The organism is Salinicola lusitanus (genome assembly GCF_038648475.1).
GTDB lineage: Bacteria > Pseudomonadota > Gammaproteobacteria > Pseudomonadales > Halomonadaceae > Salinicola > Salinicola lusitanus.
Map to the genome: position 1 here is coordinate 2,609,602 of NZ_CP151919.1, position 26,684 is coordinate 2,636,285.

The window sequence follows — 26,684 nt, forward strand, 5'->3', positions numbered from 1 at the left end:
CCAGGAGATCCGTTGTCATGACCGCCCGCCCGGGGCTTGCCTCCGCCCTGTTGAATCATGCCTATGCCGATGACGCCGATGCCACGCCGGCATCCGATACTCTGTTGATCAACGAGCAGTCGCGATGGCTGGAGTCTCGCGGCGAGCGCGTCATCAAGTTCGGCTTTGGCCAGTCGCCGTTTCCGGTCTACGGGCCGGCGGTGGAGGCGCTGGCCCGATACGCGGATCAGAAGGCGTATCTTCCCGTTCAGGGACTGCCGACGCTGCGGGATAGGGTCGCCAGTTTTCACAGCGAGCTCGATGGCACGCCCTGGCAGTCATCGCGAGTTCTCGTGGGGCCGGGCAGTAAACTGTTGCTGTTCGCCTTGATCAAGGCGTTACCCGAGGCGGAAATCCTGATCCCGGCGCCAGCCTGGGTCTCCTATGCGCCGCAGGCGCGTCTGGCCGGACAGACGGCGACCAAGCTGGCGGCCAGCTTCGACACGCGCTGGCAGATCACGCCGGAGCAGCTCGAGGCGCATTGCCGAGAGGGCGGGAGCCGCACGCGACTGCTGATTCTCAATGCCCCCGGCAACCCGACCGGGCTGTCGCCCGATAGCGAGACGCAGCGCGCGCTGGCCGAGGTGGCCCGACGCCATGGCGTAATCGTGCTGGCGGACGAGATCTACGGCCCGCTCGACCATCACGGATCGCACCGCGCCTTCGCCCGCGACTACCCCGAGGGCACGGTGACCACCAGCGGGCTCTCGAAGTGGTGCGGCGCAGGCGGCTGGCGGCTGGGTGTCATGCACGTTCCCGACGCGCTGGGCGGCGAGCTGTTCGCGCGCCTGCTCGGCATCGCCTCGGAGACGTGGTCGAGTGTCGCCAGTCCCATTCAGGAGGCAGCCTGCGTCGCGTATCGGATGAGTCCCGAACTGACGAACTACCTCGAGCGTCAGCGGGCCTGGCTGGGCCTGATAGGCCACTGGTGCGCTGGCCGACTGCAGGCGGCCGGCGTGCGCACGCCGCTCCCGGATGGCGGCTTCTACCTGTTTCCCGATTTCGACGCTCACCGGGCGGCGCTGGCCGGAATCGGCATCACCACCAGCGCCGAGCTGACCGCCCGACTGCTGAAGGAGACCGGCGTGGCCCTGCTACCGGGGAGCGCATTCGGCTGCGACCCCTCTCAGCTCACGGTGCGCCTGGCCTATGTCGACTTCGATGGCGAGGCGCTGCTGGAGCACTGCCCGCAACGCTACGACGATCCCATGGGACTGCCCGCCCTGGACAAGGTCCGGGGCGGTATCCAGGCCATCGAGGAATGGTTACCATGACCGGCGGTGAGTGGCGGTGGGATGCTCGTCGGCAGTGAAGCGTGCCGATGTTTCCTGGCGATACATTAAATTGCCGGCAGAAACATTTCCGGGGGAACTCTCCCTCCGAAGCGGCATCCCACTATGGCACACGCTTAAAATCGATATCTGGAGGTATTCATGCAAAGGATCACTGCATTTCTCGCGGCGGCAATGATGACGACCGGTCTCGCCAGCGCGCCTGTGATGGCTCAGGAGTCCGCCGACAGCGGTGCCCAGGCGCAGGCTCCTGCGCAAAACTTCTCCGATGACCAGCTCCAGCAGTTCGCTGATGCATCGCAGGACATCGCGATGATCTCTCAGGATTACACCGAGCAGCTGCAGAACGCCTCAGACGAGGGAGAGCAGCAGAAGATTCGTCAGCAAGCCAACGACGAGATGGTTCAGGCGGTCCAGGATAGCGGCATGAGCGTCGAGCAGTTCAACTCGATCGGCCAGGCCATCCAGCAGGACCCGCAACTGATGCAGCGTGTGAAGGGGATGGTGCAGCAGCCCCAGCAGTAAGCACCGAGTGGGCGATCCCAGGGATCGCCGCCCCAACGAAAAACCGCCGACCCAGGGTCGGCGGTTTTTTTGCGACTGTCGATCCGAGTCGGGATCAGTTGTTGTCGATCGCGTTGCTGGCGTCGTTCAGCAGGTTCGACGTGGCGGCCTTGGTGTCTTTCCAGGCGCTGGAGGCGCCTTGCTTGGTGTTTTCCCATGCCTCAGCCGCCTGGGACTTGGCATTCTGCCACCAATCGTTGGTGTACTCCGGCTGCTGTTTCAGCGCATTCTCGTCCATGTCGAGAACGACACGATATTCGATGTTGTCGAGATTTTCGTCGTGATCGGTTTCGACGGTGAAGTTACCTTTCTCGACCACGAAATTCTTGTCGCCCATATCCAGCACGCCGCCGGCTTCCACGACCAGCGCCTGAACACTCATGTCGTCGCCCAGCAGGATGTCCTCGACATCGCCGATGTCGTCGTTCGGCTTGCTGGACAGAAAGACATCGGCGTCCATCAACTCGTCGGCAGAGTAGAGACCCTGCGCGCCCTGCGTTTCCTGGGCCGTCGCGGCCTGGGTCATCATCATGCTGCCGGCTGCCAGTGTGGCCACGCCGAGTGTCTGCTTCCATGACAGAGTTTGCATCTACGTCTCCTTGCCTTGCGGCTTCGTTGGCATGCAACTACCTGTAATCCATTAACTTTTGAAGATTACACTTTGTAATGTAGCTGTTCGTTGCGCATTTGCAAGCGAGCGGCCGACGCCGCTACAGCATGAAGGCCAGTTCCAGCGGCAGGTAGACGAAGGCCAGTAGCGTCGAGCAGAACACCAGGCTGGCGACATACTCGGGTTCACGGCGTGAACGTTGGGCAAACAGGTAATTGTAGACAGCGACCGGCATGCTCATCTGCAGCGCCACGGCGCTGGCGGCGATCGGTGGCAGGCCGAGCCAGGCGGCGATGGCGAAGGAGAGCGCCAGCGCAATGGGCACACGGCAGAGCGTGAACAGGAAGCCGGAGGAGAGGCTGCGGGCCTGGATGCTGGCCAACGAGACGCCGAGCGTGATCAGCATCAACGGGATCGTCAATCCGGAGAGCAGGTGCACGGTGTTGCCGAGCCACGCCGGCAGAGACATGCCGGTCAGCATCAGCGTCAGAGAGATCGCGATGCTGTAGAGCGTGGGGTTGCGCAGCAGCGTCTTCCAGGGGTTGCCACGGGTCGCCATCATCATGCCGACGGTGAACTGGATCAGCGCATTGGCGACCCAGGCCGTCATGGCGAACGTGAAGCCCTCCTTGCCGAAGGCGTAGAGCGCGACGGGCAGGCCCATGTTGCCGGCGTTCGGGTACATCATCGGCGAGATGATGACCTGCCAGGGTTTGCGCAACAGCCTGGCGACCCCCAGACTCGCCAGCGCCATGCCGGCGAGCACCAGGAAGGTGGTCGCGAGCGTACGCCAGAAGGTATCCGGATCGACCTCGGCATTGGCCAGGGAGGCCAGGACCAGCGCTGGCGTGCCGATGTTGAAGACCAGCTTGGTGACGAACTCGGTGGGATAGCCGTAGCCCAACCGGATCCAGCCGAACCCGATGCTCGCGCCAACCAGGACGGGGGCCATGACGGCGAACAGTTGAGCGAGCATCGAAGGTCCTTGAGCGTGATTGCGACGAAAGTGGAAGCGGTATTGTCGTCAATCCGTCACGGGGCTGGCAATGCACGATTGCCAGCCGATCGCGTGCCTGGCCGGGCGATCACTCCATCTCGACCACGATCCGGCCATGGTGATTGGCACAGGTTTCCAGGTAGCGATGCGCTTCGGCGATCTCCGCGAGCGGGAAACGGTGGTCGATCTGCGGCTTGAGCTCACCCGTGCGGGTCATGCGGTCGACATCGGCGATGGCTCGCTCCAGCGCTTCGCGATTCTGGGGAATCCCCAATTCGGGCTTGCCGCTGAAATTGGAGAGGCAGTGCACGTGGAACTGGATGTTCTTGCGGAACGCCGCCTGGGCCGGGAACGTGGTCTGGTTGCCGCCCAGCATGCCGTAGAGGAGCAGCCGGCCGCGAGGTGCCAGGACATCGCCCAGCAGGTTCATCTGGGGGCCGCCCAGCGCATCCAGCACGATGTCGACGCCGTGGTGATCGGTCAGCTTGTCGATCCGGGTGGCGAGATCCTGCGTCTCCGTATGCACCACCGCCGAGGCGCCGAGGGATTTCAGGTAATCGACAGCCGCCTCGTGGGGGGTGGCGGCGATCACCCGGGCGCCCAGCGCCCGCGCGACCTGCACCGCGTAAGGACCGCCGATATGGCAGGCGCCAGTGATCAGTACCGTCTCGCCGGGCTCGAGATTGGCGACCTCGCGAAATCCCAGCCAGGCGACCAGCGACGGCACGTAATGGACGCTGGCCTCGCTCGGCGACAAGCAGTCGGGGTAGGCGATGAGCGCCTCCGCCGGTAGCAGCGCGCGCTCGGCGTGTGCCGTATACTGGTTGGGGTCGAATGCGGGGATCGAGGCGACACGATCGCCTGGCGAGAAAGCGCTGACGCCTGGGCCGACGGCGATGACCTTGCCGGCCATCTCGGTGCCCGAGCCGGCCGGCAGATGGGCCAGTGTCGGTGCCATGTTGCGCCGCCACATGACATCCTGCCAATTGATGCCGAGCGCTTCCGTCTCGATCAGGACCTCCCCGTTGGCGGGGTGCGGATCGTCGCGTTCAATGATTTCCAGAACGTCGGCGTCGCCGAAGCGTTGAAACTGTATTGCACGTGACATTGTGCACCTCAATGTATCCAGGGCTTGTCCTCGACTCTATCGACGATGGAGGACAAACACTATGCTCAAGGATCGATAGTGGCTATAACGCCTATCGATACGGCATCCGCGACGAGGGTCGATGCCGCCCGCAGAGGGGAGACATGAATGAATCGTAGTGACCTGCGTGGGGTGGACTTCAAGCTGCTGGTGGTATTCGAGACCCTGATGCAGGAGCGCAGTGTGTCGCGCGCCGCCGAGCGGCTGTTTCTGGGGCAGCCTGCCACCAGCGCCGCGCTCTCCCGGCTGCGGGACGTTTTCGGTGATCCGCTGCTGGTGCGCACCGGGCGCCAGATGGTGCCGACCGCTCGCGCGGAGCAGATCTACGAACAGCTGCAGCCGGCTCTCGACGCAATCTCCAACGTCCTCAGCAGCACCAGCGAATTCGATCCGGCGACCAGCGAAGCGGTGTTTCGGGTCGGGTTCAGCGATGACATCGAGTTCGCCCTGCTTCCTGCGCTGCTCAAACGGCTGCGGACCGAGGCGCCGGGGATCGTGCTGGTGGTGAGGCGCGCCGACTTCCACCTGATGCCGCAACTGCTCAATACCGGCGAGGTGACGGTGGCTGCCGGCTATGCGCGAGATCTGCCGGCCAACGCCAAGCAGAAGATCCTGCGCCACAGCCGCGCCAGGGTACTGCGGGCGGACAGTCGCCCCGGTGCGTTGACCCTCGACGCCTATTGCGAGCGGCCCCACGCCCTGGTTTCGTTCGATGGCGATCTCAACGGCTATGTCGATGACCTGCTCGCCGAGCAAGGGCGCAAGCGTCGCATCGTGCTGGCGGTGCCGCAGTTCAACAGTCTGGCCTCGCTACTGCGGGATACCGACATGGTTGCCACCGTGCCCGACTACGCCGCCGAGGTACTGGCGGCACAGGGCGGGCTGCGTGTGGACGAGCTGCCGCTAGAGCGCCCGCCATCGCCGTTGAGCATGGTGTGGCAGAGCGTCTACGACAACGATCCCGCGGAACGCTGGTTGCGCTCACGCATTCAGATGATGTTCTCCGACGAAGAGGCGTGAGCACCGCCCGCGCCCGGGGCGGGGCCGACATGGCTTGACTTCGTTAGTGAAGATCAGAATCATTCGCGCCTGCGGTCAGCCGATCATCTCGGCGCCGAATGCCACGCTCGATGCCCTGGCCGGCGCACCGACCACGCCTCTCGCCGACCCACGGCGATCGGGACGTCGTGCCAGGCAGTCCACTCGAGCCCCATTGCCGGCCAGGGAGCCCGAATGGAACTACTGCGCGTCGTCTTTCGTCACTATCGCTGGCCGTTCATCGGCGTCATGCTGCTCAGTCTGCTGAGCGCGGCGCTGGGGATCGGCGTCATCGCCTTCATCAACCACTACCTGATCGTCACCGAACCGGGGGGCGGTGACATCAGCGCGGTCACGGCCCTGCTGCCGTTCATCGGGCTGGTGGCACTGCTGCTGGCGGTGACGCTGGGGTCGCAGCTGGCGTTGACGACGCTGGGGCACCACTTCGTCTATCGCCTGCGCGGTCGCCTGATCAAGCGCATTCTCGATACCGATATCGAACGGCTCGAGCAGCTCGGCAGCGCCCATCTGCTGTCGTGCCTCTCCAGCGACATCCGCAACGTGACCATCGCCTTCGTTCGCCTGCCGGAGCTCGTCCAGGGGATCGTCATCACGCTGGCCTCCGTCGGCTATCTGTTCTGGCTCTCGCCGCCGCTGCTGCTGGTCACCGCCATCTGGATCGCCGTGACCATGCTGGTGGGATGGTGGCTGGTATCGAAGGTCTATCACCATATTCGGATCACCCGCGCCACCGACAGCCGGCTCTATCAGGACTACGAGACGATCATCCATGGCCGCAAGGAGCTGGCGCTCAATCGCGATCGCGCGCGTCATCTGCTGGAGGAGGTCTACGGCGCCGACGCCCGGACCTATCGCGATCACATCATCCGCGCCGATACCTATCACCTGAGCGCCGGCAACTGGACCAACATCATGATGCTGGGTGCCATCGGCGTGGTGTTCTTCCTCGCCAATGGCCTGGGCTGGTCCAACACGGCCGTCGCCGCGACGTTCTCGCTGACGCTGCTGTTCCTGCGCTCGCCGCTGATCCAGGCCGTCGGTGCCACGCCGACGCTGATCACCGCGCAGGTATCGTTCGACAAGCTGCGCGAACTGGCGCTGGCGGAGTACCGCGAGGCGTTCGACCTGGTGGAGACGCACAGCGAGTGGCAGGTGCTCGAGATGCGCGACATCCGCTATCGCTACCCGGCCAGGGCGGGGCGGGACGGCTTTGCCGTCGGGCCGATCAACCTGCGCCTGGAACGGGGCGAACAGGTCTACCTGATCGGTGGCAACGGCAGCGGCAAGTCGACGCTGGCCAAGCTGCTGACCGGACTCTATCGACCTCACTCCGGAGAGATCCGTATCGACGACGAGATCATCGGCGAATCGGACTGGCACCGTTACCGCCAGCGTTTCTCGGCGGTCTACACCGACTTCCACCAGTTCGACCGGCTGATGGGGCCGCGTGGCGGCAGTGCCGATCCCGCGCTACTGGAGAACTGGCTGCAGACCCTGCAACTGGCGAAGAAGCTGCAGCTCGACGACGGCAAGGTGCTCGACACCGAACTCTCCCAGGGGCAGCGCAAGCGCCTGGCGCTGCTGATGGCGCTGGTCGAACAGCGACAGATCCTGCTGCTCGACGAGTGGGCCGCGGATCAGGATCCGCAGTTCCGGCGCGCCTTCTATCGTGAACTGATGCCGCGCTTCCGTGAACTGGGCATCACCGTCTTCGCCATCAGCCACGATGATCACTATTTCGCCCACGCCGACCGGCTGCTGGAGATGCGCGAGGGTCATCTGCGCGAATTGACGGGCGACGAGCGCGAACTGGCCAGCCGGGATGCGGTGGCGCGGATCGGTACATCCTGACAGCCCGGACGGCGTCGCTCGTCGTCTAGTCGTCGTCGCCCGAGGGTGAGCGGGGAAGGGTGGGCCTGCCGCCCGGGAGCGCCTTGCCCTTGCGCCGGCCCACGCTGCTCTCCTGGGCCAGGCGCTGCCCGCCATGGCGGGCCTTGGCCTCCATCACCGGAATCAGATCGCCCTCGCTGAGGTGACGCCAGAACCGCTGCGGCATGTGCTGGGTCATGACCCTGTGGTTGAGGCGCGCGGGGTTGAAGGTGCTGACGAAGTAGGTCCGCCACAGGGCGTGCTCCTCGTCGGCGTTGGCGCGTTCGGCGGCCGTTCTGGCTTCGTCGGTCCACTCCCTCGGGCAGGGCGTGCGATAGTCCAGCGCCGAGCCGTCCCAGCCTACGCCGCCACGGGGAGTGGCGATGATCCAGCGTGAACCGCCCATGCGGTCGGCGAAGTGCTCCGCGCCCAGGTCGAGCACGTCATGGGCGGGCTCGAACCAGGCGAGATAGCGCTCACCTCGTCCATCGTCGCAGCGGTGGAAGCGCAGGAAGGCATGCATGTGATGCGCTTCCCGCTTGACCGCGTGCCAGCGCTGATGCAGCACGCGGCCATCGACGTCGGCGGGATGCATGGCCGCGGCGTCGCCCCGGGCCCATCGCCACAACACCCGGTAGAGCAGTGGCCAGCGCGGTTGGTCGTGGCCCTCCGCACGATAGCGCGCAGCGTTGCGCAGCAGCGTCAACTGATCGCGACCGATCCGGATCGGCGCCGGCGGCGGGCCTGGCGGCATGGACGGCGGCTCCTGCCAGGAGAACAGGTCGTCATGACTGGCGTTGCCATCGTGCCAGGTCACGCTGGCCGGTGGCACGCCGAGGTGAAGCAGCCGACGCGCCTGGGTGCGCCACTCGTCGAAGTCGTTGGCCCAGGCAGCGGACGAGGTCGGGCTCATCGAGGCGTTGGCCATGGCGGGATCTCCTGCGGAACGCGGCGCTACCACAACGCCATCTGCGCCGGCTGGGGCTGGGTCAGGCTCTGGCGCAGGCGAGCGCTGTCACCCTGGGCATCGGTGGGGCGGTAGTCCTGGGTCACCACGAAGGGCCGCAGGGTCTCCAGGCGACACCGCAGCGCCACCAGGTCCTGATAGCGGATGCGCCGCAGTCGCCGCAGATCGACCAGTCGTTGCACGCTGCGCAGTCCGATGCCCGGAATGCGGGCGATCATCGCCGGCTCGGCGCGGTTGAGGTCGACCGGGAAGTCGTCGCGGTGGGCCAGCGCCCAGGCCAGCTTGGGATCGATCTCCAGGTCCAGGTTGCCCGGTGCGTTCAGCAACTCCTCGGCCTGGAAGCCGTAGCCGCGAATCAGGAAGTCGGCCTGGTAGAGCCGATGCTCGCGCAGTAGCGGCGGTGCGGCCTGGGGTAGCCCGGCGGGGCGCTCCGGGATCGGGCTGAACGCCGAGTAGTAGACCCGCTTGAGGCGGAAGTCGCGATAGAGATGCTGGGCGGACTGGAGGATGGTGCGGTCATCGGTGGCATCGGCACCGACGATCATCTGCGTGCTCTGGCCGCCGGGTGCGTAGATTGGCGCCATGCGCTTGGGGTTGGCGCTGCGCGGCAGGCGTTTCGAGTCCCGCTGAGCGTCGTCGTTGGCGGCATCGATACGCTGGCGCATGTGCCCCATGGCCGAGTGGATGGTGCCGAGCTCCTTTTCCGGGGCCAGGGTCTTGAGGCTGGTCAGGGTCGGCAGTTCGATGTTCGCGCTCAACCGGTCGGCGTAGCGGCCGGCTTCCTCCAGCAGCCTGGGGTCCGCTTCGGGGATCGCCTTGAGATGGATATAGCCGCGAAACTGATGGGTCTCGCGTAGCAGCTTCGCCACCTGGATCAGCTGCTCCATGGTGTAGTCGCTGGAGCGGATGATCCCGGAGCTCAGGAATAGCCCGCTGATGGTGTTGCGACGGTAGAACGACAGCGTCAGGCGGACGACCTCCTCCGGCGTGAATCGCGCTCGCGGCACATTGCTCGAGCGTCGGTTGACGCAGTACTGACAGTCGAACAGGCAGAAGTTGGTCAGCAACACCTTGAGCAGCGAGACACAGCGCCCATCCGGGGTGAAGCTGTGGCAGATCCCCATGCCGTTCGACGAACCGAGCCCCGCCTTGCCGCGCGATGAGCGCTTGGGCGCGCCGCTGCTGGCGCAGGAGGCATCGTACTTGGCGGCATCGGCGAGGATGGAGAGCTTGTCGATCAGTTCCATGCGGCAATCCTGTGACCCATCTCGAATACTGTCTGGATATACAGTATTCGAGATTGTCGAGATCGACAAGGTGGATTGCCGAATCAGAGGCGGGCGTCGACGCTGGAGAGGCTAAGCGCTCAGCCTGGTTGGGCGATCCGTTTCTCGATCCACGCCCTGACATCGGGGTAGGGGCGCTGCTCGTGGACGCCGAAGCCGTTCAACTGCCGCGCCTTGAGTGGCGTGAACACCGGCATCGACAGCCCGCACAGGAAGTGGGCGATGCGCTGCGCGCCGGGCGACGTCCCGAGCTGTTCGCGGTGGCGTTCGATGAATGGCCCGGCCTGGCGGGTGAAGTCGGCATCGGTCAGTGCGGGCAGTGCCGGTGCCCCCGGCAGGCGTGCGACATGGCCGTGGCAGACCGAGCAGTGGCCGCAGCCTTGGGCAGTCTGATCCGGCTGGCCGCAGCCTTGGGTGGCCTGGGGCTGCTCGAACCGGGTGTCGCCGAAGTAGGCGGCGAGTCGCCGGGTCAGGCAGGTCTCCGATTCGAACAGCTCCAGCATGGCCTGGAGGCGGTCGATCTCCGCCTGCTCCCGGGATTGGCTCTCCGCCAGCAGTCGATCGGCGAGCGCGTCGATATCGAGTTCGGGCTGGCGGACCTCGTAGACGTCGGTCATGCGTTTGCCTTCCAGCACCACCCAGCCCTTGTCCTGGAAGTACTCCAGGGCGGCGATGACCCTCGAGCGCGAGGCATCGATTCCCGCGGCGGCACCGGCCTGATGGAGTCGCTCGAAATCCACCGTGCCCCAGGTCCTGGCGACGGCGATGTTGTCGACGAGCAGGCGAACGAAGTCGGCGCGCTCGCCTTCGAAGCGCGCGATCAGGGCGGCGGTGTCGTCGAGATAGCGCAGGCGATACTCGGCCAGGTAGGCGAAGCGGGGCGCGATGACGCCATGCATCTCGAGCCGGACCAGCAGCGTCTTCAACGGCAGCAGCCGGACGTTGCTGTCGCGGGAGAGCGTGTTGAGCAGCACCGGCCACTGGCGCGCCGGCTGCCGGCCGGCGTCGGCGATCTCGCCGAGCACGTGGCGGATACCCTCGCGCTCCGGGGTGTCGCCGTAGACGAAGTTCTCGAGCACCCGCAGGCCGTCCCGACCGGCCAGCATCAGACAGCGCGACGGTTTGCCGTCGCGGCCGGCGCGGCCGATCTCCTGGCTGTAGTTCTCGATCGACTTGGGCAGGTCGTAGTGGATGACGTTGCGGATATCGCCCTTGTCGATTCCCATGCCGAAGGCGATGGTAGCGACGATGCAGGGAATCTCGCCCTCCATGAAGCCCTGCTGGATCCGGTCCCGGGTCTCGCTGTCGAGGCCGGCGTGATAGGCGCGCGCCGTGAAGCCCTGGTTCGCCAGCGCCTTCGCCACCGACTCGGCGGTCTGCTGCAGCGTGACGTAGATGATGGTGGGCGATTGCTGTTGCGGTGCGCGTTGCGGCGCCAGCCATTCGACCAGTGCGGGGAGGCGGCTGTCGGTCTCGACCGGCTGGACCAGCAGCTCCAGGTTGTCGCGATAGAAGCCGGTGGTGACCACATCGTCTTCGGCGATGGCGAACTTGGCGCGCATGTCGTCGATCACCGCGGGGGTGGCGGTGGCGGTCAGCAGTAGCGCCTGGGGGATGCCGAACTCGCGCTGGTAATCCGGCAGCTTCAGATAGTCGGGCCGGAAATTATGGCCCCACTCGGAGATGCAGTGTGCTTCGTCGATGACCAGCAGCGAAATCGCCACCTGACGCAGGAAGTGACGAAAGCGCTCGTTCTTGAGCCGCTCCACCGACACCATCAGGATCTTGAGCTCGCCGCGCCGGGCGCGCTCCATGATCTCGCGGGCGGTGTCGCGATCCTGGGTCGAATCGAGGCTTGCGGCCGCCACGCCATGGCGCTGGAGAAAGGCCAACTGGTCCTGCATCAACGCCAGCAGCGGCGAGACCACCAGGGTGAGATGCGGCAGATGCAGCGCCGGCAACTGATAGCAGAGCGACTTGCCGGCGCCGGTGGCGAAGATCGCCGCGGTGGAGCGACCGGCGATGACGCGCTCGACGACGGCCTCCTGGCCGCCGCGAAACTCCGCGAAGCCGAACACGTCGAACAGGGTTTCGCGGGCGCCCTGGATGTTCGCCTGGATCATGTTCTCTCCTGGGGCCACGGCGCGGTCGCCGCCAGCGATTGGGCGTCGGCCGACTCCTCGGCGGGCGGTTCGGTCTGGTGGGGCGTCAACGACGGCTGGGCGTGTCGCGACGAGCGATAGCTGACGCCGTGGCGCAGGCGCGGCGCCTCCGGACCGCTGTGCAGCGCGGTGACCCGGTCGATGATGGCGCGGTCGGCCAGGGTCAGTCGATCCAGCATGCGCAGGTGCTGCAGCCAGTTGGGCACCAGGAAGACCTCCTGCCACAGGTCGCGATCGACGACATCCCGATAGAGCGACCAGCGCTTGGCGCCGTTGCGCAGCCGTAGCCGGCGCAGCGGACGGACGGCGCGGGCGAATTCCCGCAGATGGTCACCATCGATGCGGTACTCGACGGTCACCATCACCGAGCCCCGTGCCGGGTTGAACTCGAAATCGGGCTGATCGGTGTGGGCCTCCGGTGCCTCGACCAGATCGCCGGCGTCCAGGTTCGGCAGCTTGGAGGGAAGCAGCAGCAGCGCCGAGACGATCAGCAATCCGCCGGCCAGCATCAGCCCCATCTGCACCCCCAGCCCCTCGGCCAGTTGCCCCCATAGCAGCGAACCCAGGGTCAGCCCGGCGTAGAGCGCAGTCTGGTACAGCGCCAGCGCCCGCGCCTTGACCCAGTCCGGGACCAGGATCTGTACCGAGGAGTTGTAGGAGGCCACCGCCGCGATCCAGCAGCTGCCACCGACGATGAGTGCCGGGAACAGCACCCATAACGTGTCGAGCCCGCCCAGCGCCAGCATCACCAGCCCCAGCAACATGGCGGAAAAACTGATCAGCCGGCTGCTGCCAAGACGCTGGCGGGCCCGGTTGACCAGGGTGCTGCCGGCGATGGCGCCGACGCCGAGGCCGCCGAGCATGTAGCCGTAGAGCGAGGCGCTGCCGCTGGGATGCTGATGGGCCAGTAGCGGCAGCAGCGCCCATAGCGCGCTGGCGGAGATGCCGAAGATGAACGAACGCATCATCACCAGCCGGGTGACGCTGGAGTACTGGACGAAATGCAGCGCCGCCTTGACCCCTTCCCACAGCCGCTCCGGCGGCAGCGACTTGGGCAGTACGGCACGCTTCCAGCGCCACAGGGCGGCGATCAGCCCGCAGAAACAGAACACGTTGAGCAGGAATATCCATGACGGTCCCACTGCCGCCAGCAGCAGGCCGCCGATGGCCGGGCCGATGGCGCGGGCGGCATTATAGTTGACGCTGTTGAGCAGCACGGCGCTCGAGACCAGGTTGCGCGGCACCTGCTCGTTGACCGCGGCCTGCCAAGCGGGGGTGGTGATCGCGCCGCCGATCGAGACGCACAGAATCGAGACGATCAGTAAGGTCGGTGACAGCAGATTCAGAAACGCGATCAGGGTAACGAACACGCCGCCCAGGACCTCGATGCCCAGCCCGAACAGCATCACCTTGCGGCGATCGTAGTTGTCGGCGATCACGCCGGTGACGATCGACATCAGTACCAGCGGCAGCGCCGCCGCGACCTGGATCATCGCCACCGCCACCGCGCCGCCGTCGTTCGAGGTCACCACCCAGGCCGCCGCCACCGACTGCGCCCACAAGCCGAGGTTGGCGAACAGGTTGGCGATCCAGATCATCCGGAAGGCGGGGACGCCCAGCGGGGCGAAGGTGCTGACATCCGCCGGGCGTGGCGGCGTCTGCTCGGGTTCGAGGGTCAGGTCGCTCTGGCGGGAAACGGGTTGCAGCATGACAAGCTCGCAGACAGGAGGCGAATCGGAAGGCACGATATGGGTGACTGGGCCCACGCGGCCCGGCGCTGAAGGTTAGCATCCTGTGCATCGTCGCCCGAGTCCAGTGTAGCCTTCGCGCGGATCGATTTGAGGGTGATTTCGCGGGAAGGCCTCGGTATCAGGAGGAGGTGCAGGCCGTTCCCAGGCCGTGTCATGGAGCCATGTCGAGTATGATCAATGCGTTCGCTGTATCTCACTATCGCAGCCTCAAGCACGTTGTCTCGCCGCTTTCCGAGCTCAACGTAGTCACCGGACCCAATGGCAGCGGCAAGTCCAATCTGTACAAGTCGCTGCGGCTTCTGGCCGAGTCCGCCAGCGGCAATCTGGTCGCCTCGCTTGCCCAGGAGGGCGGTCTGGATCACACCTTCTGGGCCGGGCCTGAGACACTGACCCGAGAAATGCGCGAGGGCTCCGCGCCCATTCAGGGCGGTTCTCGGCGACAGCGGCCGCGACTGCGGCTGGGATTCGCGGCGGAGGCGTTCGGCTATGCCATTTCGCTGGGAATGCCATCACCCCAGGGATTCGCGGGCTATCGGGAGCCGTCCATGTTCCAGCTCGACCCCGAAATCAAGCGCGAGTGCATCTGGAGCGGCCACGCCTACCGGCCCAGCAGTTGCCTGGTCGATCGCAAGGGACCGGTGGTCAAGGTTCGCTCGGGGCGGCAGTGGTCGGTATACGACGCCCATCTCGGTAGTCACGAGAGCATCCTGAGCGAGATCAGCGACCCGGTCGCTGTGCCAGAGGTTTACACGGTGCGCCGGGCCATTCGCAGCTGGCGCTTCTACGATCAGTTCAGGACTGACCCGCACGCTCCCGTTCGTACGCCACAGATTGGCACACGAACCGCTGTGCTTGATCACGACGGTCACGACTTGGTGGCCGCCCTACGCACTATCCACGAAATCGGCGACCGACCGGCCCTGCACGCGGCCATCGAGGATGCATTCCCTGGGGCATCGCTCGGATTCGAGGCCGACGCGGGCAATCGATTTCTGTTGCGGTTTCATCAAGAGGGACTGCTGCGCCCGTTGAACCAAGCGGAACTGTCGGACGGTACGCTGCGCTATCTGCTTTTGGTGGCGGCTCTGCTCACGCCCAGGCCTCCCTCCCTGATGGTGCTGAACGAGCCGGAGACCAGCCTGCACCCGGATCTATTGCCCGCCCTGGGGCGGCTGATCGTGCGTGCGTCTCGTGAGACCCAGGTGTGGGTGGTCTCCCATTCTCCGCGCCTGGTCGCGGCGCTGGAGAACGACGCCAGTTGTAACGCCATCGCCCTGGACAAGTCGTTGGGCGAAACCGTGATCATTGGTCAGGGACCGTTAGATGAGCCTTCCTGGCACTGGGCGGAGTGAGTCTTGCGACAACCTGCAGGCGCGGGGGTAAACGACAGTAGTTGGTATCGAGACCGGCCGGTACGGCGGTTGGGCCCGGAAGACGTCTACTGCAGTACCGCGATGGGGCAGGCGTCGGCGGGGTGGTTCATGACCCGCATGGGAATGCCGTAGATGGCTTCCAGGTTGGTATCGTTCATCATGCTGGCGGGCGCGCCTTCGGCAAGCAGCTTGCCGCTGTGCAGCGCGACCAGGTGATCGCAGTAGCGCGCGGCCATGTTGACGTCGTGGAGCACGATGATCACGCCGAGCCCCAGCTCGCGACAGAGCTTGCGCACCAGCGCCAGCACTTCGACCTGATGGGCGATGTCGAGTGCGGCCAGCGGCTCGTCGAGCAGCAGGTAGCGGCTACCCTGGGCCAGCAGCATCGCCAGCCAGACCCGTTGCCGCTCGCCGCCGGAAAGGGTATCGACCAGGCGATCGGCGAACGCTTCGGTGTGGGTCAGGGCGATGGCACGCTCGATCTGCTGATGGTCGTGGCCGTTGAGGCGGCCCAGCAGGCCGTGCCAGGGGTAGCGGCCGAAACCGATCAGTTCGCGGCAGGTGAGGTTCTCCGCGCTGGGCAGATGTTGCGGCAGATAGGCGACGTGGCGTGCGAACTCGCGAGGCTTCCAGTGCGACAGCGGCCGACCATCGAGCCGGATGTTGCCTTGGCTCACCGGCTGTTGTTGCGCGAGCAGCTTCAGCAGCGTCGACTTGCCGGAACCGTTGTGCCCGATCAGGCCATAGACCCGGCCTTCACCGAAGGTGAAATCGATGGGAGAGAGCAGCGTCTTGCCCGCAATCTCGAAGCTCGCCGACTGGACTTCGAACATGGCCGGGGCAACCTCGCGGTGAATGGTGGGTCACGTGACGGAATGCAATCCTAATTCAAATACGAACGGTTATCAAAGGCAGTTGTCGCCGTTTATCGTCTGGCGGCTCCCCCTGGCTGCCGACTAGCCGTCCCCGAGGAGTGTGAATCCACGAAGAGAAGCGTGAATTCATGAAGAGGGGCGTGGACCCATGAAAAGATGCGTGAACCCCCGAATAAGGAGCGTGAGCCCGTGAAACTGTGGCTATCGATCTTGCTGTTTGCGCTCGTCGGCGCGGGCGTGCTGTCCGCCGTCGCCTCCCACGAACCGTTCGAGCCGCGGCTGGTAAAACTGGAAACCCAGCGGGCCCTGCCGTCGCTGGCCAACGGGCTGGCCGGGGAGTCGCCGGAGATCAATGCGCTCTTCCTGAGCTACGCCGACGAGCCGGCACTGTGGACCAGCGCCTGGCTCGCGATCCGGAACCACGGCGATCTGGCGCGATCGGCGCTGCTCGATTACGGGCTCGATCCGGCATTCCAGCGGGTGCTGGTGCGCTACGGGGCGGATGCGGTCCTGCCGGTGGTCTATTACCGCGATCACGATATCGCCACGCTGCGGGCGCAGCACTGGATGGGTACCCGCTACCGCGCGGCGAGCGAACGGTTGGCGCGCTGGTGGGACGATGACGCGCGCGATACCGGCGCGGGCGTCTCTTCCGGCCAGGGCGATAGCGAGAGCCAGGCCGAGGACGCGATCCCAGAGGAGAGCGACAAGGCCGACTCATCGCTGACGCCGGCCCGCCGCGGGCAGGTCGCCATCGCCATTCTCGATGCCAAGGGCCACGATTTTCTGCAGCAGTTCGTGGTCGACTCTGATGGCGAGGTGCAGTGGCTGCAGAGCGAGCGCCTGGTGAGCGACCTCGGTGATCTCTTCACCAGCGGGCTGCGCGACCTGGAGAGCCAGTGGCGACGCGGCGAGGCGATCGGGGTGGCCGATATCGGCTGGGCGGGTGTCGACCTGCTGGTGATGGCCAGCGCGGTCAAGGTGCTGCGGGCCGGACGTGCGGTGCGGGCGGGTGCGGCCGCCGAAGGGCAGGGCGCGCGGGCCGCCGGACGTGGCTTGCTGGCCGGTGGCGGACGCTTCGTCAATCTTTCGCGGGCCACCAAGGTCGCGGCGATCACCGGCACGGCCTACGTGGTCGTGCGGCATCCCAGTCTGGTCAGTGCGCTGGGTGCCAACGTCTCGCGATGGCTGGGCTGGCCGGTATGGCTGGGGCAGTTCCTGCTCTGGGTGGTGGTGCTGTTGCCGCTGCTGATCGTCGTCCGGTTCGTCTATCGCTGGTTGCTGGCGCCGCTGCTGTGGCTACTGGTGCCGTTGCTGAGAGCGACCTCGAGAACGCCGCGATGGCTGATGAAAAGGCAGCGCTCGCCTGGCGATGGCACACTGCAGACTCGACCGGAAAACGATGCGAGAACGGATCCCACGCTATGAAACACGAAGCCTGCGATGACAACGAAGCCTATCGCCTGGTCCTCGAACCGCCCGATATCGAGACCTATATGCGGCTTCGCCGCGAGGCCGGCATGAACCCGCGCAGTGCCGCCGGAGCCGAACGCGGCCTGCCCGGCAGCCTGTTTGCCGTGCAGGTCGTCCATCAGGAGGAAGAGGGGGACGAGACGGTGGGCATGGGGCGCGTCGTCGGCGACGGCGGTTGCTTCTACCAGGTGGTGGATATCGCCGTGCAACCAGCGCACCAGGGGCGTGGCCTGGGCAAGCGGATCATGGCCGAGATCCGCGCCTATATCCTGCGCGAGGCGCCGGAAAACGCCTTCGTCAGCCTGCTGGCAGACGGCGAGGCCCACCGGCTCTACGCCCAGTTCGGTTTCGAGCCAACGCATGCCATCGGCATGGCGTGGTATCCCGACCGAGCCGGCCATCGGTCGGCCGAGGACTGACTGGCCGCTCAGCGGACCGTCAGTGGCGTGGCTCGCCGTCCAGCATCTCCAGCTCGTCCTGACAGCGGGTCGTCGCCTGGGCGATATAGCGTCCCGCCATGCGCTCCGAGACGCCGAGACGCTGGCCGATCTCGCGCTGGGTCAACCCTTCCAGGCGATGCCAGATCAGTGCCTGGCGCAGCCGATCGGGCAGTGCACCCAATGTCCGCGTGAGCTGATGGACACACTGTCGCTGGCAGGCATCTGTCTCCGGGCAGACGCGCGGACAGACCAGTACCGGCTCCAGCGCATCGATGGCGATCAGTTCGGGGTGCTGGCGGCGTCGATGATCGATCAGCAGGTTGCGAGCGATACGGAAGAGGTAGGCGCGCGGATTGTCGAGCACCCGGCGCACCGGCGCGTCGAGCAGACGCAGGTAGGCGTCATGGCAGAGATCGGCGGCCTGGTCCCGAGAACCGAGTTGGCGATCGAGAAAGCCGAGCAGCTCGTGGTGGTGTTGACGGTAGAGGGATTCGAACATTGCTTCGCGCATGAGGGCGGCCCCGCGGGCAGAACGACAAAAGTGTCGCGATCATGGCAAAAATGAGAATCATTAGCAATAAGTCATCACCGGGCGCCTCATGGCCGCCCGGTGGTGACGTGTTTCGCTTAACGGTAGGCTCAGTTCGTCGTCGTCAGCGTCCCGGTCTTTCCCGCCTCCTGATTGTTACTGTCACTCGAGGGCCGGTAGGCGGCGATGGGGTTGGCCAGCGTGCCGGCGAACTGCAGGTTCTTCGACGGATCGGCGAGGTCGATCATCTGGCGGTTGTTGCGCAGCTGCAGACGATTGAGGCACGACAGCGTGAACTCGGGCGCGAACAGGTCGAAGCGCGCGAACTTGTCGGCGAATTGCGGATGACGGCGCTGGTAGTCGATCACGCAAGCCGCCACCAACCGCCAGAAGTCATCCTCCTCGAGCTGGTTCGAGGCCACCAGGATCTCGGCGAGGAAACGGAAGAAGCAGTCGAACAGATCGGTGAAGATCGACAGGATCTTCAGGTGCTCCGGCACCTCCACCGCAATGCGGCGGGCCGCCTCCGGCAGCGACTGGCCGTTGTCGAAGATGCCGGTCTCCTCGCCGATATCCTTGAGGATCGCGCCGACCGGCAGGTGATCCTCGAGCTGCAGGATCAGGTTCTCGCCGTGGGGCATGAACACCAGGTCATGGGCGTAGAAGCAGTGCAGCAGCGGTGTCATGTAGGCCGCCAGATAGCGCTCGATCCAGGCCTGGGCACCGACGCCGGAGGCGTCGATCAGCGCCGGCAGCAGCGCATCGCCATCGGCGTCCCGGTGCAGTAGCGCAGCCATGGTCGTCAGTCGCCGATGGGGCGCGATGCGGGTATAGGGGCTCTCCCGCCACAGGCACGCCAGCATCTTCTGATACGGACTTTGCTTGTCGGTAGCGGCCTCGAAACCGGCGTGGTGATAGCCCAGCGTGGCGACTTCACGCAGTACGCCGAATCCCTGCGCCTGCAGTTCCGGGTCGCTTGCGACCAGATTCTCGACCCAGGCATTGATGGCCGGCGTGCCGCGCATGTAGTGGGGCGACAGCCCGCGCATGAAGCCCATGTTGAGGATCGACAGCGCGAACTTGACGTAGCGGCGCCGGGGCCGCGAGACGTTGAACCAGGTCCGGATCGACTGCTGGGCGCGGTAATCGTCGTCCGCCTCGCCGAGCAGTACCAGGCGCTGCTCGGCCACTTCGCCGGCGAAGGTGATCGCCAGCTTGTGGCGCCATTGCCATGGGTGGACCGGCATCAGCAGGTAGTCATCGGGATCGAGCCCGAGCGCCCGCAGCCGGTCAGCGAAACGCTCGCGGACGTCCGCATCCAGCTCCTCGGCGAACAGGGTCTCGGCATCGAGGCCCTCGATGGCGCTGTACTCCGTGCAGTGGCGCGCGGCGGCCAGCCACAGCGGGCGAATCGCGGCGCCGGCTTCCGGTGCGTAGCGGTGATAGTCCTCGATATCGAAGCCGATCCGGCCGCTGTTGGCGACGAAACAGGGGTGACCTTCGCTCATCGCCGTCTCGAGGGTCTGGAAGTCGGCCAGCGCCAGTTCGCCGGCCGGCGGCACGTCACGGCCTGACTTGTAGGCCATGCCGGCCAGGGTGCTGGCGATCTCCTCCAGATAGGTGGGCAGATTGTCGGGATCGATGCCCAGGCGCGCGCGGCACTCGAGCAGGAACTGCGCCACGTCCAGCGGTTGGGAGGCGCCGTCGCGCGTCTTGGCCAGCGTTCCCTTGTCGATCCACCAGTGATCCAGTGCCATCCGCCGGGCACGGAATCGATAGCGGATATCGTCGCTATCGGTGACGAGGACGTAATCGGCCCAGCCGTTGGCGTCGATCTCGGTTTCCGCGACCGGCTGCAGCAGTCGCTCGTGGGCGAACTCGCTGATCGCCTTGCACAGCAGGTCGCGGTTGGCGCGCCGCCAGCGATCGGGCCGCAGGTGGGCGCTGGCCTCGCCCATGGCAGTGTCGCGGCGCCGCGAGGCGTGCAGCGTCTCGAACCGCTCGCGGGTGCAGAAGCCCAGGCGCGCGGTCTTCTCCGCCAGCCGGATCTCGCCCGCGTAGACGAATCCCGCCCGGCGGTTGAGCGGGTGGATCCTGTCATTGGTGACGTCCGGTTCGACGACGATGCGGCGCGTCCCCGGATCGCTGAACAGGAATGCCACGATGGTATCGATCACGGCCTGACTGAAGCCGTGGATCGGCGCGGCCGCTGGCGCTTTCGGCGCGACCAGGAAGTGCATTCCACGGTCGCCGGGCCGGACGGCGTACTGCTCGCCGACCGGATCCTGGCGGGGATCGTAGCACTCGACCAGAAACGCCGGCTGGCCGTCACGCAGGCCGATGAACGCCTGGGCGCTGTCGCTCTGCTGCATCTCCCGGTAGAAGGCGGCGACCTGATCCCGGCTGTCGCCATTCATGCCCCAGAAGCGGGCGCGCTCGCTGCTGACCCAGTCGTACACGAGCTCGAGATCCTGGCGTAGCGCGAGGGGGCGCAGGGCGAGGGTGCCGATGCCCGGCCAGTCGCGAAAGAAGCGAACGTGGGGCGAATCGAGGCTGCTGGACGACGTGGCGCTCGTCTCGAGATCGGTGGTGATGCCTGTGGCGTCGTTCACCCTGGCGGCGGGCAGCCGGCTCTGCGGTAGATTCATGCGTCTCTCTCCTGACGGCAAGCGGGGATGGCGAATCGGCGCGCGACAGCGGTCATGCCGTGGCTCGCTGGGGCTGGAACACGCGGTCGTCGGGGGCGCCGAAGTCCTGGAAGGTGAAGCCGCGCTCCACGGGATAGACCTCGCGGCCGGCCAGTTCGCGGATGATGCAGGCGTTGCGGTAGCACGCCATGCCTAGATCGGGGGCGACCAGGCCGTGGGTATGCAGCTCGGCGTTCTGGACGAAAATGTCGTCGTCGGTGCTGATGCCGTAGTAACGGCCCACCGCATAGCGACCGGCGCCATCCCGGCGGATCCGGTCCTCGATCGGGGCGAGGAAGGCCGGGGTCTGCGCCGCGTAGCCGGTGGCCAGGATCACGCCCTCCGTCTGGTGTTCGAAGCGGCGATCCTGCTCGGTCTGGGTGAAGGTCAGGTCGAAGCGGCGATGGGCGGCATCGAAGCGGCAGCTCTCGAGCTGGGCGCAGGTCAGCAGGTGGGTGTCCACCTTGCCCTGCAGGCTCTTGGTGTAGAGGCGGTCGTAGATGGTGTTGATGAGATCGAGATTGATGCCCTTGTAGAGCCCCTTCTGCTGGCTCATCAGCGCGTTGCGGGTCGCCTCGGGCAGGGCATGGAAATAGTCGATGTAATCCGGCGAGGTCATCTCGAGCGTCAGCTTGCCGTACTCCAGCGGGAAGAAGCGTGGCGAGCGGGTGACCCAGCTCAGGGTATAGCCATGGGTGTCGATCCCCTCGAGCAGGTCGAGATAGATCTCGGCGGCGCTCTGGCCGCTGCCGACGATGGTGATCGCCGACTTAGCCTGCAGCGCGGCCTTGTGGTCGAGATAGCGGGAGGAGTGCACCACGCGCTCCGCCACCGGCTGGCAGCACGCCGGAATCAGCGGCTCGTTGCCGGTGCCCAGTACCAGCCGGCGGGCGCGGTAGATGCGATTCTCGTTCTTCCGGGTATCGCGGCAACGGATGCGATAGCACTGCTCGGTGTCGTCGTAGGTGATGCTCTGGACATCGCGATGGAAGCGCAGCGACTCGAGCTGCGTGGTGACCCACTGGCAGTACCGGTTGTACTCGCTGCGCAGCAGGAAGAAGTTCTCGCGAATGTAGAAGTTGTAGAGTCGCCCTTGGGATTTCAGATAGTTGAGGAAACTGAAACGGCTGGTCGGGTCGGCCAGCGTGACCAGGTCGGCCATGAAGGGCGTCTGCAGGGTGGCATCCTCGAGCAGCAGCCCGGGGTGCCAGTCGAAGCTCGAACGGCGCTCGAGGAACAGGCCGTCGAGATCGTCGATGGGATCGGTCAGGCAGGCGAGGCCGAGGTTGAACGGCCCCAGGCCGACGGCGATGAAGTCGTAGATGCGGCTCAGCATGATGACTGGCTCCAGACGAGGGATGGACGAGAGGTCGACGCCAGCGATTCGCCGACCCGGGCGATCTCCGCCACCAGCGCCACCAGCTCCTCGAGGCGGGTCATGGGGTTGAGCAGCGTGAACTTGAGATGGAAGCGGCCGTCGACTCGCGTACCGGCGACGACCGCCTCGCCGCGTCGCGACAGCGTCTGGCGGATCTGCTGGTTGAGCGTGTCGAGATCGCTGTCGTCGTCCACGCCGCCGGGACGGTAACGGAAGACCAGCGTGCTCAACGCCGGCGGCAGCAGTACCTCGATGTCGTCTCGCTGGCGCATCGCCCGGTAGGTCTGCCGCGCCAGCTCGATCACTTCGTCGAGATAGTCGCCCAGGCGCTCGGCACCCAGCGTGCGCAGGGTCATCCAGAGCTTCAGGGCATCGAAGCGACGGGTGGTCTGCAGGCTCTTGTTGACCAGGTCCGGGGTGCCTTCCTCGGCCTGGTCGCGGGGGTTGAGGTAGTCGGCGTGATAGGTGATATGGCGCAGCTGGCGGCGGTCGCGAACCAGGCAGGCGCTGCAGCTCACCGGCTGGAAGAAGGTCTTGTGGTAATCGATGCTGACCGAGTCCGCCTGCTCGATCCCGGCGAGCCAGTGACGGTGTCGGCGGGAGAGTAGCAGCCCGCCGCCATAGGCCGCGTCCACATGCAGCCAGATGCCGCGCTGGCGGCAGCGTTCGGCGATGGCGGGGATCGGGTCGATGCTGCCGAAGTCGGTGGTGCCTGCGGTGGCGACGATCGCGAACGGAATCAGCCCCGCCTCGTCGCACTCGTTCAGCGCCGTCTCGAGCGCCCCGATATCCATGCGCTTGTCAGTGTCGCTCGGCACGGTAATCACGGCGTCGTAGCCGAGGCCCAGCAGCGCGGCCGCCTTCTGCACGCTGAAGTGGCTGACCTCGGAAGTGAGGATGCGTAGCTGGCGGTAGTTCGGGGGGAGCCCGTGATGGCGATTGCCGGGGTGTCCGGGCATCGCCTCGCAGGCGCTGTCGCGGGCGATGCTCAAGGCCATCAGGTTGGATTGGGTACCGCCGCTGGTGAACACGCCGTCGGCGTCCTCGCCGAGTCCGACACGCGCCGCCGTCCAGTCGATCAGTTTCTGCTCGATCAGAGTCGCGCCGGCGCTCTGGTCCCAGGTTTCCACCGCCGTGTTGAGCGGCGTGGCGATCGCCTCGGCCAGGATCGATGGCAGCGTGATCGGGCAGTTGAGATGCGCGACGTAGCGCGGGTGGTGGAAGTACACGGCGTGATCGAGATAGAGCCGCTGCAGCTCGTCGAGGCTGGCCTCGAGATCGTCGAGCGGCCGGTCGAGATCGATCGCCTCGAAGGCTGGCTGCAGTTCGCGGGGCTCGATGCCGCTGCAGGGATTCCGGGCACGGGTCAGGGTGTCCCGGACCCGCTCGACGCAGCGCTGCATGCCACTGCGGTAGGCCTCCAGCGCCTGCTCGTTGAACAGGGCCGGCGGTTGGTCCCGGCTATCGGGTCGGGAGCGTCGTAGCACAATGGCGGGAGCAAGCTCCGTGTCGTATCGCATGGCAGATCCTCCTGATTGCCTCACTTCGGCGCCTGGGTCGATGGCCGGAAGCGCCGGGATGACGTTCCTGCGGACAAAGGCGCGGCCTACGCGACGCCGTGGGCGCGCGTTGATGAACCTCGAATACGGTGATGCGTTGATGGCCCGCTGGCGTTGCCGGGCCGGACTGTCGCGTGGCGAGTCGAGACGGGGAGGCGTCCCTGCCTCCCGGTTCGCCAGGCGCCCGCGTGGTCGAATGGTCTAGCTGTGGTCTCCTCCCGGTGGGATCAGAACTGATAGGAAACGGTGGCGGTGACGTTACGCTCCGCGCCGAAGTAGCAGTACTCGAGCGAGTTGCACGACGCCACGTACTCCTTGTCGAGCAGGTTGCCGACGTTGACCCGGGCGCTGACCCCCTGCAGCCCGACCTGACTCAGGTCATAACCCACAGCGGCATCCACCAGGGTGTAGTCGGGAACCGTTTCGGTGTTGGCGCGATCGGCATAGACATCCGCGTAGTAGCGCACGCCCAGGCCGGCATCGAGCCCGTCGAGCGCGCCGCGATCAAAGGCGTAGTGGCCCCACAGGCTGGCCTGGTGGCGCGGCGCATAGATGGCGTAGTTGCCGTCCTCGTCCGGATCGTTGCTCTTGGTGTAGCGAATGTCGGTGTAGCTGTAACCGGCTTGCAGGCGGAAGTTGTCGGTCAGCCAGGTCCTGGCCTGCAGCTCGACGCCCTGGGAGCGGATCTCGCCCACGGAGCGGTAGGGGTCGCTGGGCTGCTCCTTGGTGGCCACGTTCTTCTGATTGATCCGGAACAGCGACAAGGTGTAGAGATCGCGGCTTCCCGGAGGCTGGTACTTGAGCCCGGTCTCCCACTGTTCACCTTCCATGGGTTCCAGCAGATCGCCTTCCGCATCGACGAAACTGGTCGGTGTGAAGGCGGTGTTGTAGCTCAGGTAGGGCGCGAGGCCGTTGTCGAACAGGTAGAGCGCGCCGGCACGACCGCTGAACTGGGTGTCGTCGAGTGTGCTCTCGCTATCGGTGAGATGGTTCTTGTTCTTGATATCGACCCAGTCGTAGCGGCCGCCCAGGGTGATACGCCACTGGTCGATCGCCATCTGATCCTGCAGGTAGATCCCGGTCTGGCTGAGTTCATGGCGCTCTTCCGCGCTCGTGTAGATACCCGGCGCTTCAGGGTCCGCACCGTAGCTGGGGTCGAAGGCATCGAGGCTGGGGAAGGAACCATAGGTCCAGGTGACGTCATTCTTGCGCTTCTGATAATCCACGCCGACCAGCACGGTGTGGTCGATGAAACCGCTCTTGAGCTTCGCCTCCACCTGGTTGTCGACGGTCCAGGCCTGCAGCGACTCGCGTCCGCCGGAGTAGTAGCGGTTCAACTCATTGGAGTCCGGCGACACCCAGCCGAAGCCGTAGACCTGGTTCAGCTCGACGTCCGAGTTCAGGTAGCGCAGCTTCTGCCGCCCGGTGACGTTGTCGCTGAAGCGGTGCTCGAGGTTGTAGCCGAACATGCGCTGGGTGCGCTCGAACTTGTCGTAGTCGGCCTCGCCGTCGAAGAAGTTGTTACTGATATGTCGGCCATTGTGGCGACTGACGGCGCCCTCGTAGGGTACGCCGGAGTGATAGCCGCCTTCCGGATCGTGCTGCAGGTAGGCCATCAGGGTGATGCTGGTGTCGTCGGTGGCGTCCCAGGTGATCGAGGGCGCGATGGCGTAGCGCTCCTCCTCGACATGGTCGAACTGGGTGTCCGACTTGCTGCCGATGCCGACCAGGCGATAGGCGACGCGCCGCTCGTCGTCCAGCGGACCGGAGAAGTCGAACGCGGCGCTGCGCTGGCTGTTGGTGCCAGTGCTGAAGCGGAGCTCGTTGCGACTTTCGAACAGCGGCTTCTTGCTGGTCAGGGCCACGAGACCACCGGGGGACGAGCGCCCGTAGAGCACCGAGGCCGGCCCCTTGACGATCTCGACGTTATCCAGGAACCACGGATCGATCACCATCGAGCTGTAGCTGTTGGCATCGCCCATCACCTTGAGCCCATCGAGATAGGTGTTGCTCAGGCTGCCGTCGGAGAATCCGCGCATGACCAGGTAGTCGTAACGATTGGAGGCGCCGACCTGGTTGGTGTAGACCCCGGGCGTGTACTGCGCCGCTTCGCGCACCGTGCGCACGCCGCGTTCGTCCATCTCGGCGCGGTCGACGTTGGAGACCGTCTGCGGCGTTTCGACGATGGGCGTTTCGGTCTTGGTCGCGGCCGACTGTCCGGTCACCGTGACGGTATCGAGGTTGGCGGTTTCAGCCGACGCCGTGGCGGCCACGGTGTCGTCGCCCGTCTGCTGGGCCCAGACGGGAAACGACAGGCAGGCGCAGGCCAGTGCACTTGCCGGATAGCGCAGAACATGATGCATGAACGACAGGCTCCCCTTGAATGAAAATCGTTCTTATCCATGAATGTTGCCAGTAAGAAGACGTAGGGAGGCCCGGTTTCTGAACCGCAATGACAATTATTTTCAAAAAAAGAGAGGGGCGGTACGGCGAGAACGGCGAATAACAGACGATCTGGGGAAGCGGGAAGCGGGAAGCGGGAAGCGGGAAGCGGGAAGCGGGAAGCGGGAAGCGGGAAGCGGGAAGCGGGAAGCGGGAAGCGGGATGGGCCGGCGTGTGCCGGCCCG

At 65.7% G+C, this 26,684-nt stretch carries 20 protein-coding genes; 7 read left to right on the forward strand and 13 right to left on the reverse strand.

The annotated features are described in order from the left end of the window. The first annotated feature begins 17 nt into the window (after positions 1-17). Together AAGT95_RS11820 and AAGT95_RS11825 are read left to right on the forward strand one after the other, a co-directional pair. A complete protein-coding gene (locus tag AAGT95_RS11820) occupies positions 18-1,313 on the forward strand; it encodes a pyridoxal phosphate-dependent aminotransferase (protein ID WP_342593896.1) in 1,296 nt (431 codons plus the stop codon). Between the two features lie 159 nt (positions 1,314-1,472). Next, on the forward strand, positions 1,473-1,856 hold the full coding sequence (locus AAGT95_RS11825; protein ID WP_110603142.1) for a DUF4168 domain-containing protein: 384 nt from the start codon (positions 1,473-1,475) through the stop codon (positions 1,854-1,856). Positions 1,857-1,950: 94 nt separating this feature from the next. Here the strand turns inward: AAGT95_RS11825 and AAGT95_RS11830 are convergent, their stop codons facing one another. From AAGT95_RS11830 to AAGT95_RS11840, 3 genes are all read right to left on the reverse strand, one after another. Then, positions 1,951-2,484, reverse strand: coding sequence for a PRC-barrel domain containing protein (locus AAGT95_RS11830; protein ID WP_110603144.1), 534 nt, complete (start codon positions 2,482-2,484; stop codon positions 1,951-1,953). 121 nt (positions 2,485-2,605) lie between these two features. Further along, positions 2,606-3,481, reverse strand: a complete 876-nt coding sequence (locus AAGT95_RS11835) for an AEC family transporter (protein ID WP_110603146.1) — start codon at positions 3,479-3,481, stop codon at positions 2,606-2,608. A gap of 109 nt (positions 3,482-3,590) precedes the next feature. Next, complete coding sequence (locus AAGT95_RS11840; protein WP_110603148.1) at positions 3,591-4,610, reverse strand: zinc-dependent alcohol dehydrogenase family protein; 1,020 nt, start codon at positions 4,608-4,610, stop codon at positions 3,591-3,593. A 147-nt stretch (positions 4,611-4,757) separates the two neighbouring features. On the opposite strand from AAGT95_RS11840, the gene AAGT95_RS11845 reads away from it, so the two are divergent. Both AAGT95_RS11845 and AAGT95_RS11850 read left to right on the forward strand, forming a co-directional pair. Continuing rightward, positions 4,758-5,669: a LysR family transcriptional regulator gene (locus tag AAGT95_RS11845; RefSeq protein ID WP_110709665.1), complete on the forward strand. Its 912-nt coding sequence runs from the start codon at positions 4,758-4,760 to the stop codon at positions 5,667-5,669. A 213-nt stretch (positions 5,670-5,882) separates the two neighbouring features. Then, the gene (locus AAGT95_RS11850) at positions 5,883-7,559 is read left to right on the forward strand and encodes a multidrug ABC transporter permease/ATP-binding protein (protein WP_342593897.1); all 1,677 of its coding nucleotides are present in this window, start codon (positions 5,883-5,885) and stop codon (positions 7,557-7,559) included. Positions 7,560-7,584: 25 nt separating this feature from the next. Here AAGT95_RS11850 and AAGT95_RS11855 read toward each other — a convergent pair whose 3' ends face one another. From AAGT95_RS11855 to AAGT95_RS11870, 4 genes are all read right to left on the reverse strand, one after another. After that, positions 7,585-8,505, reverse strand: a complete 921-nt coding sequence (locus AAGT95_RS11855) for a TIGR03915 family putative DNA repair protein (protein ID WP_110709669.1) — start codon at positions 8,503-8,505, stop codon at positions 7,585-7,587. Positions 8,506-8,531: 26 nt separating this feature from the next. Then, entirely contained in the window at positions 8,532-9,791 is a 1,260-nt protein-coding gene (locus AAGT95_RS11860; RefSeq protein WP_342593898.1) for a putative DNA modification/repair radical SAM protein, read from the reverse strand. A 119-nt stretch (positions 9,792-9,910) separates the two neighbouring features. Beyond that, positions 9,911-11,953, reverse strand: coding sequence for a RecQ family ATP-dependent DNA helicase (locus AAGT95_RS11865; RefSeq protein ID WP_342593899.1), 2,043 nt, complete (start codon positions 11,951-11,953; stop codon positions 9,911-9,913). Next, positions 11,950-13,701, reverse strand: a complete 1,752-nt coding sequence (locus AAGT95_RS11870) for an MFS transporter (protein WP_342593900.1) — start codon at positions 13,699-13,701, stop codon at positions 11,950-11,952. Before AAGT95_RS11870 ends, AAGT95_RS11865 begins: the two co-directional genes overlap by 4 nt. A gap of 212 nt (positions 13,702-13,913) precedes the next feature. Here AAGT95_RS11870 and AAGT95_RS11875 point away from each other — a divergent pair, with 212 nt between their 5' ends. Continuing rightward, complete coding sequence (locus AAGT95_RS11875; RefSeq protein ID WP_342593901.1) at positions 13,914-15,095, forward strand: AAA family ATPase; 1,182 nt, start codon at positions 13,914-13,916, stop codon at positions 15,093-15,095. 86 nt (positions 15,096-15,181) lie between these two features. On the opposite strand, the gene AAGT95_RS11880 is transcribed toward AAGT95_RS11875, so the two are convergent. Continuing rightward, complete coding sequence (locus AAGT95_RS11880) at positions 15,182-15,949, reverse strand: ATP-binding cassette domain-containing protein (protein ID WP_342593902.1); 768 nt, start codon at positions 15,947-15,949, stop codon at positions 15,182-15,184. A 231-nt stretch (positions 15,950-16,180) separates the two neighbouring features. On the opposite strand from AAGT95_RS11880, the gene AAGT95_RS11885 reads away from it, so the two are divergent. Together AAGT95_RS11885 and AAGT95_RS11890 are read left to right on the forward strand one after the other, a co-directional pair. Next, positions 16,181-17,419, forward strand: a complete 1,239-nt coding sequence (locus AAGT95_RS11885; protein ID WP_342593903.1) for a hypothetical protein — start codon at positions 16,181-16,183, stop codon at positions 17,417-17,419. Continuing rightward, entirely contained in the window at positions 17,416-17,883 is a 468-nt protein-coding gene (locus AAGT95_RS11890; RefSeq protein WP_342593904.1) for a GNAT family N-acetyltransferase, read from the forward strand. The genes AAGT95_RS11885 and AAGT95_RS11890 overlap by 4 nt, the downstream gene beginning before the upstream one ends. A 19-nt stretch (positions 17,884-17,902) precedes the next feature. On the opposite strand, the gene AAGT95_RS11895 is transcribed toward AAGT95_RS11890, so the two are convergent. The 5 genes from AAGT95_RS11895 to AAGT95_RS11915 form a co-directional block, all read right to left on the reverse strand. Continuing rightward, the gene (locus AAGT95_RS11895) at positions 17,903-18,415 is read right to left on the reverse strand and encodes an RNA polymerase sigma factor (protein WP_110603166.1); all 513 of its coding nucleotides are present in this window, start codon (positions 18,413-18,415) and stop codon (positions 17,903-17,905) included. A gap of 128 nt (positions 18,416-18,543) precedes the next feature. Beyond that, the gene (locus tag AAGT95_RS11900; RefSeq protein WP_342593905.1) at positions 18,544-21,081 is read right to left on the reverse strand and encodes a GNAT family N-acetyltransferase; all 2,538 of its coding nucleotides are present in this window, start codon (positions 21,079-21,081) and stop codon (positions 18,544-18,546) included. Positions 21,082-21,133: 52 nt separating this feature from the next. Beyond that, the gene (locus AAGT95_RS11905) at positions 21,134-22,456 is read right to left on the reverse strand and encodes a lysine N(6)-hydroxylase/L-ornithine N(5)-oxygenase family protein (protein ID WP_342593906.1); all 1,323 of its coding nucleotides are present in this window, start codon (positions 22,454-22,456) and stop codon (positions 21,134-21,136) included. Then, positions 22,450-24,018 carry an aspartate aminotransferase family protein gene (locus AAGT95_RS11910; RefSeq protein WP_342593907.1) on the reverse strand — a complete coding sequence of 523 codons (1,569 nt, stop codon included), beginning with the start codon at positions 24,016-24,018 and terminating at the stop codon, positions 22,450-22,452. Before AAGT95_RS11910 ends, AAGT95_RS11905 begins: the two co-directional genes overlap by 7 nt. Before the next feature lie 266 nt (positions 24,019-24,284). Continuing rightward, positions 24,285-26,420, reverse strand: a complete 2,136-nt coding sequence (locus AAGT95_RS11915; protein ID WP_342593908.1) for a TonB-dependent siderophore receptor — start codon at positions 26,418-26,420, stop codon at positions 24,285-24,287. Between the last annotated feature and the right edge of the window lie 264 nt (positions 26,421-26,684).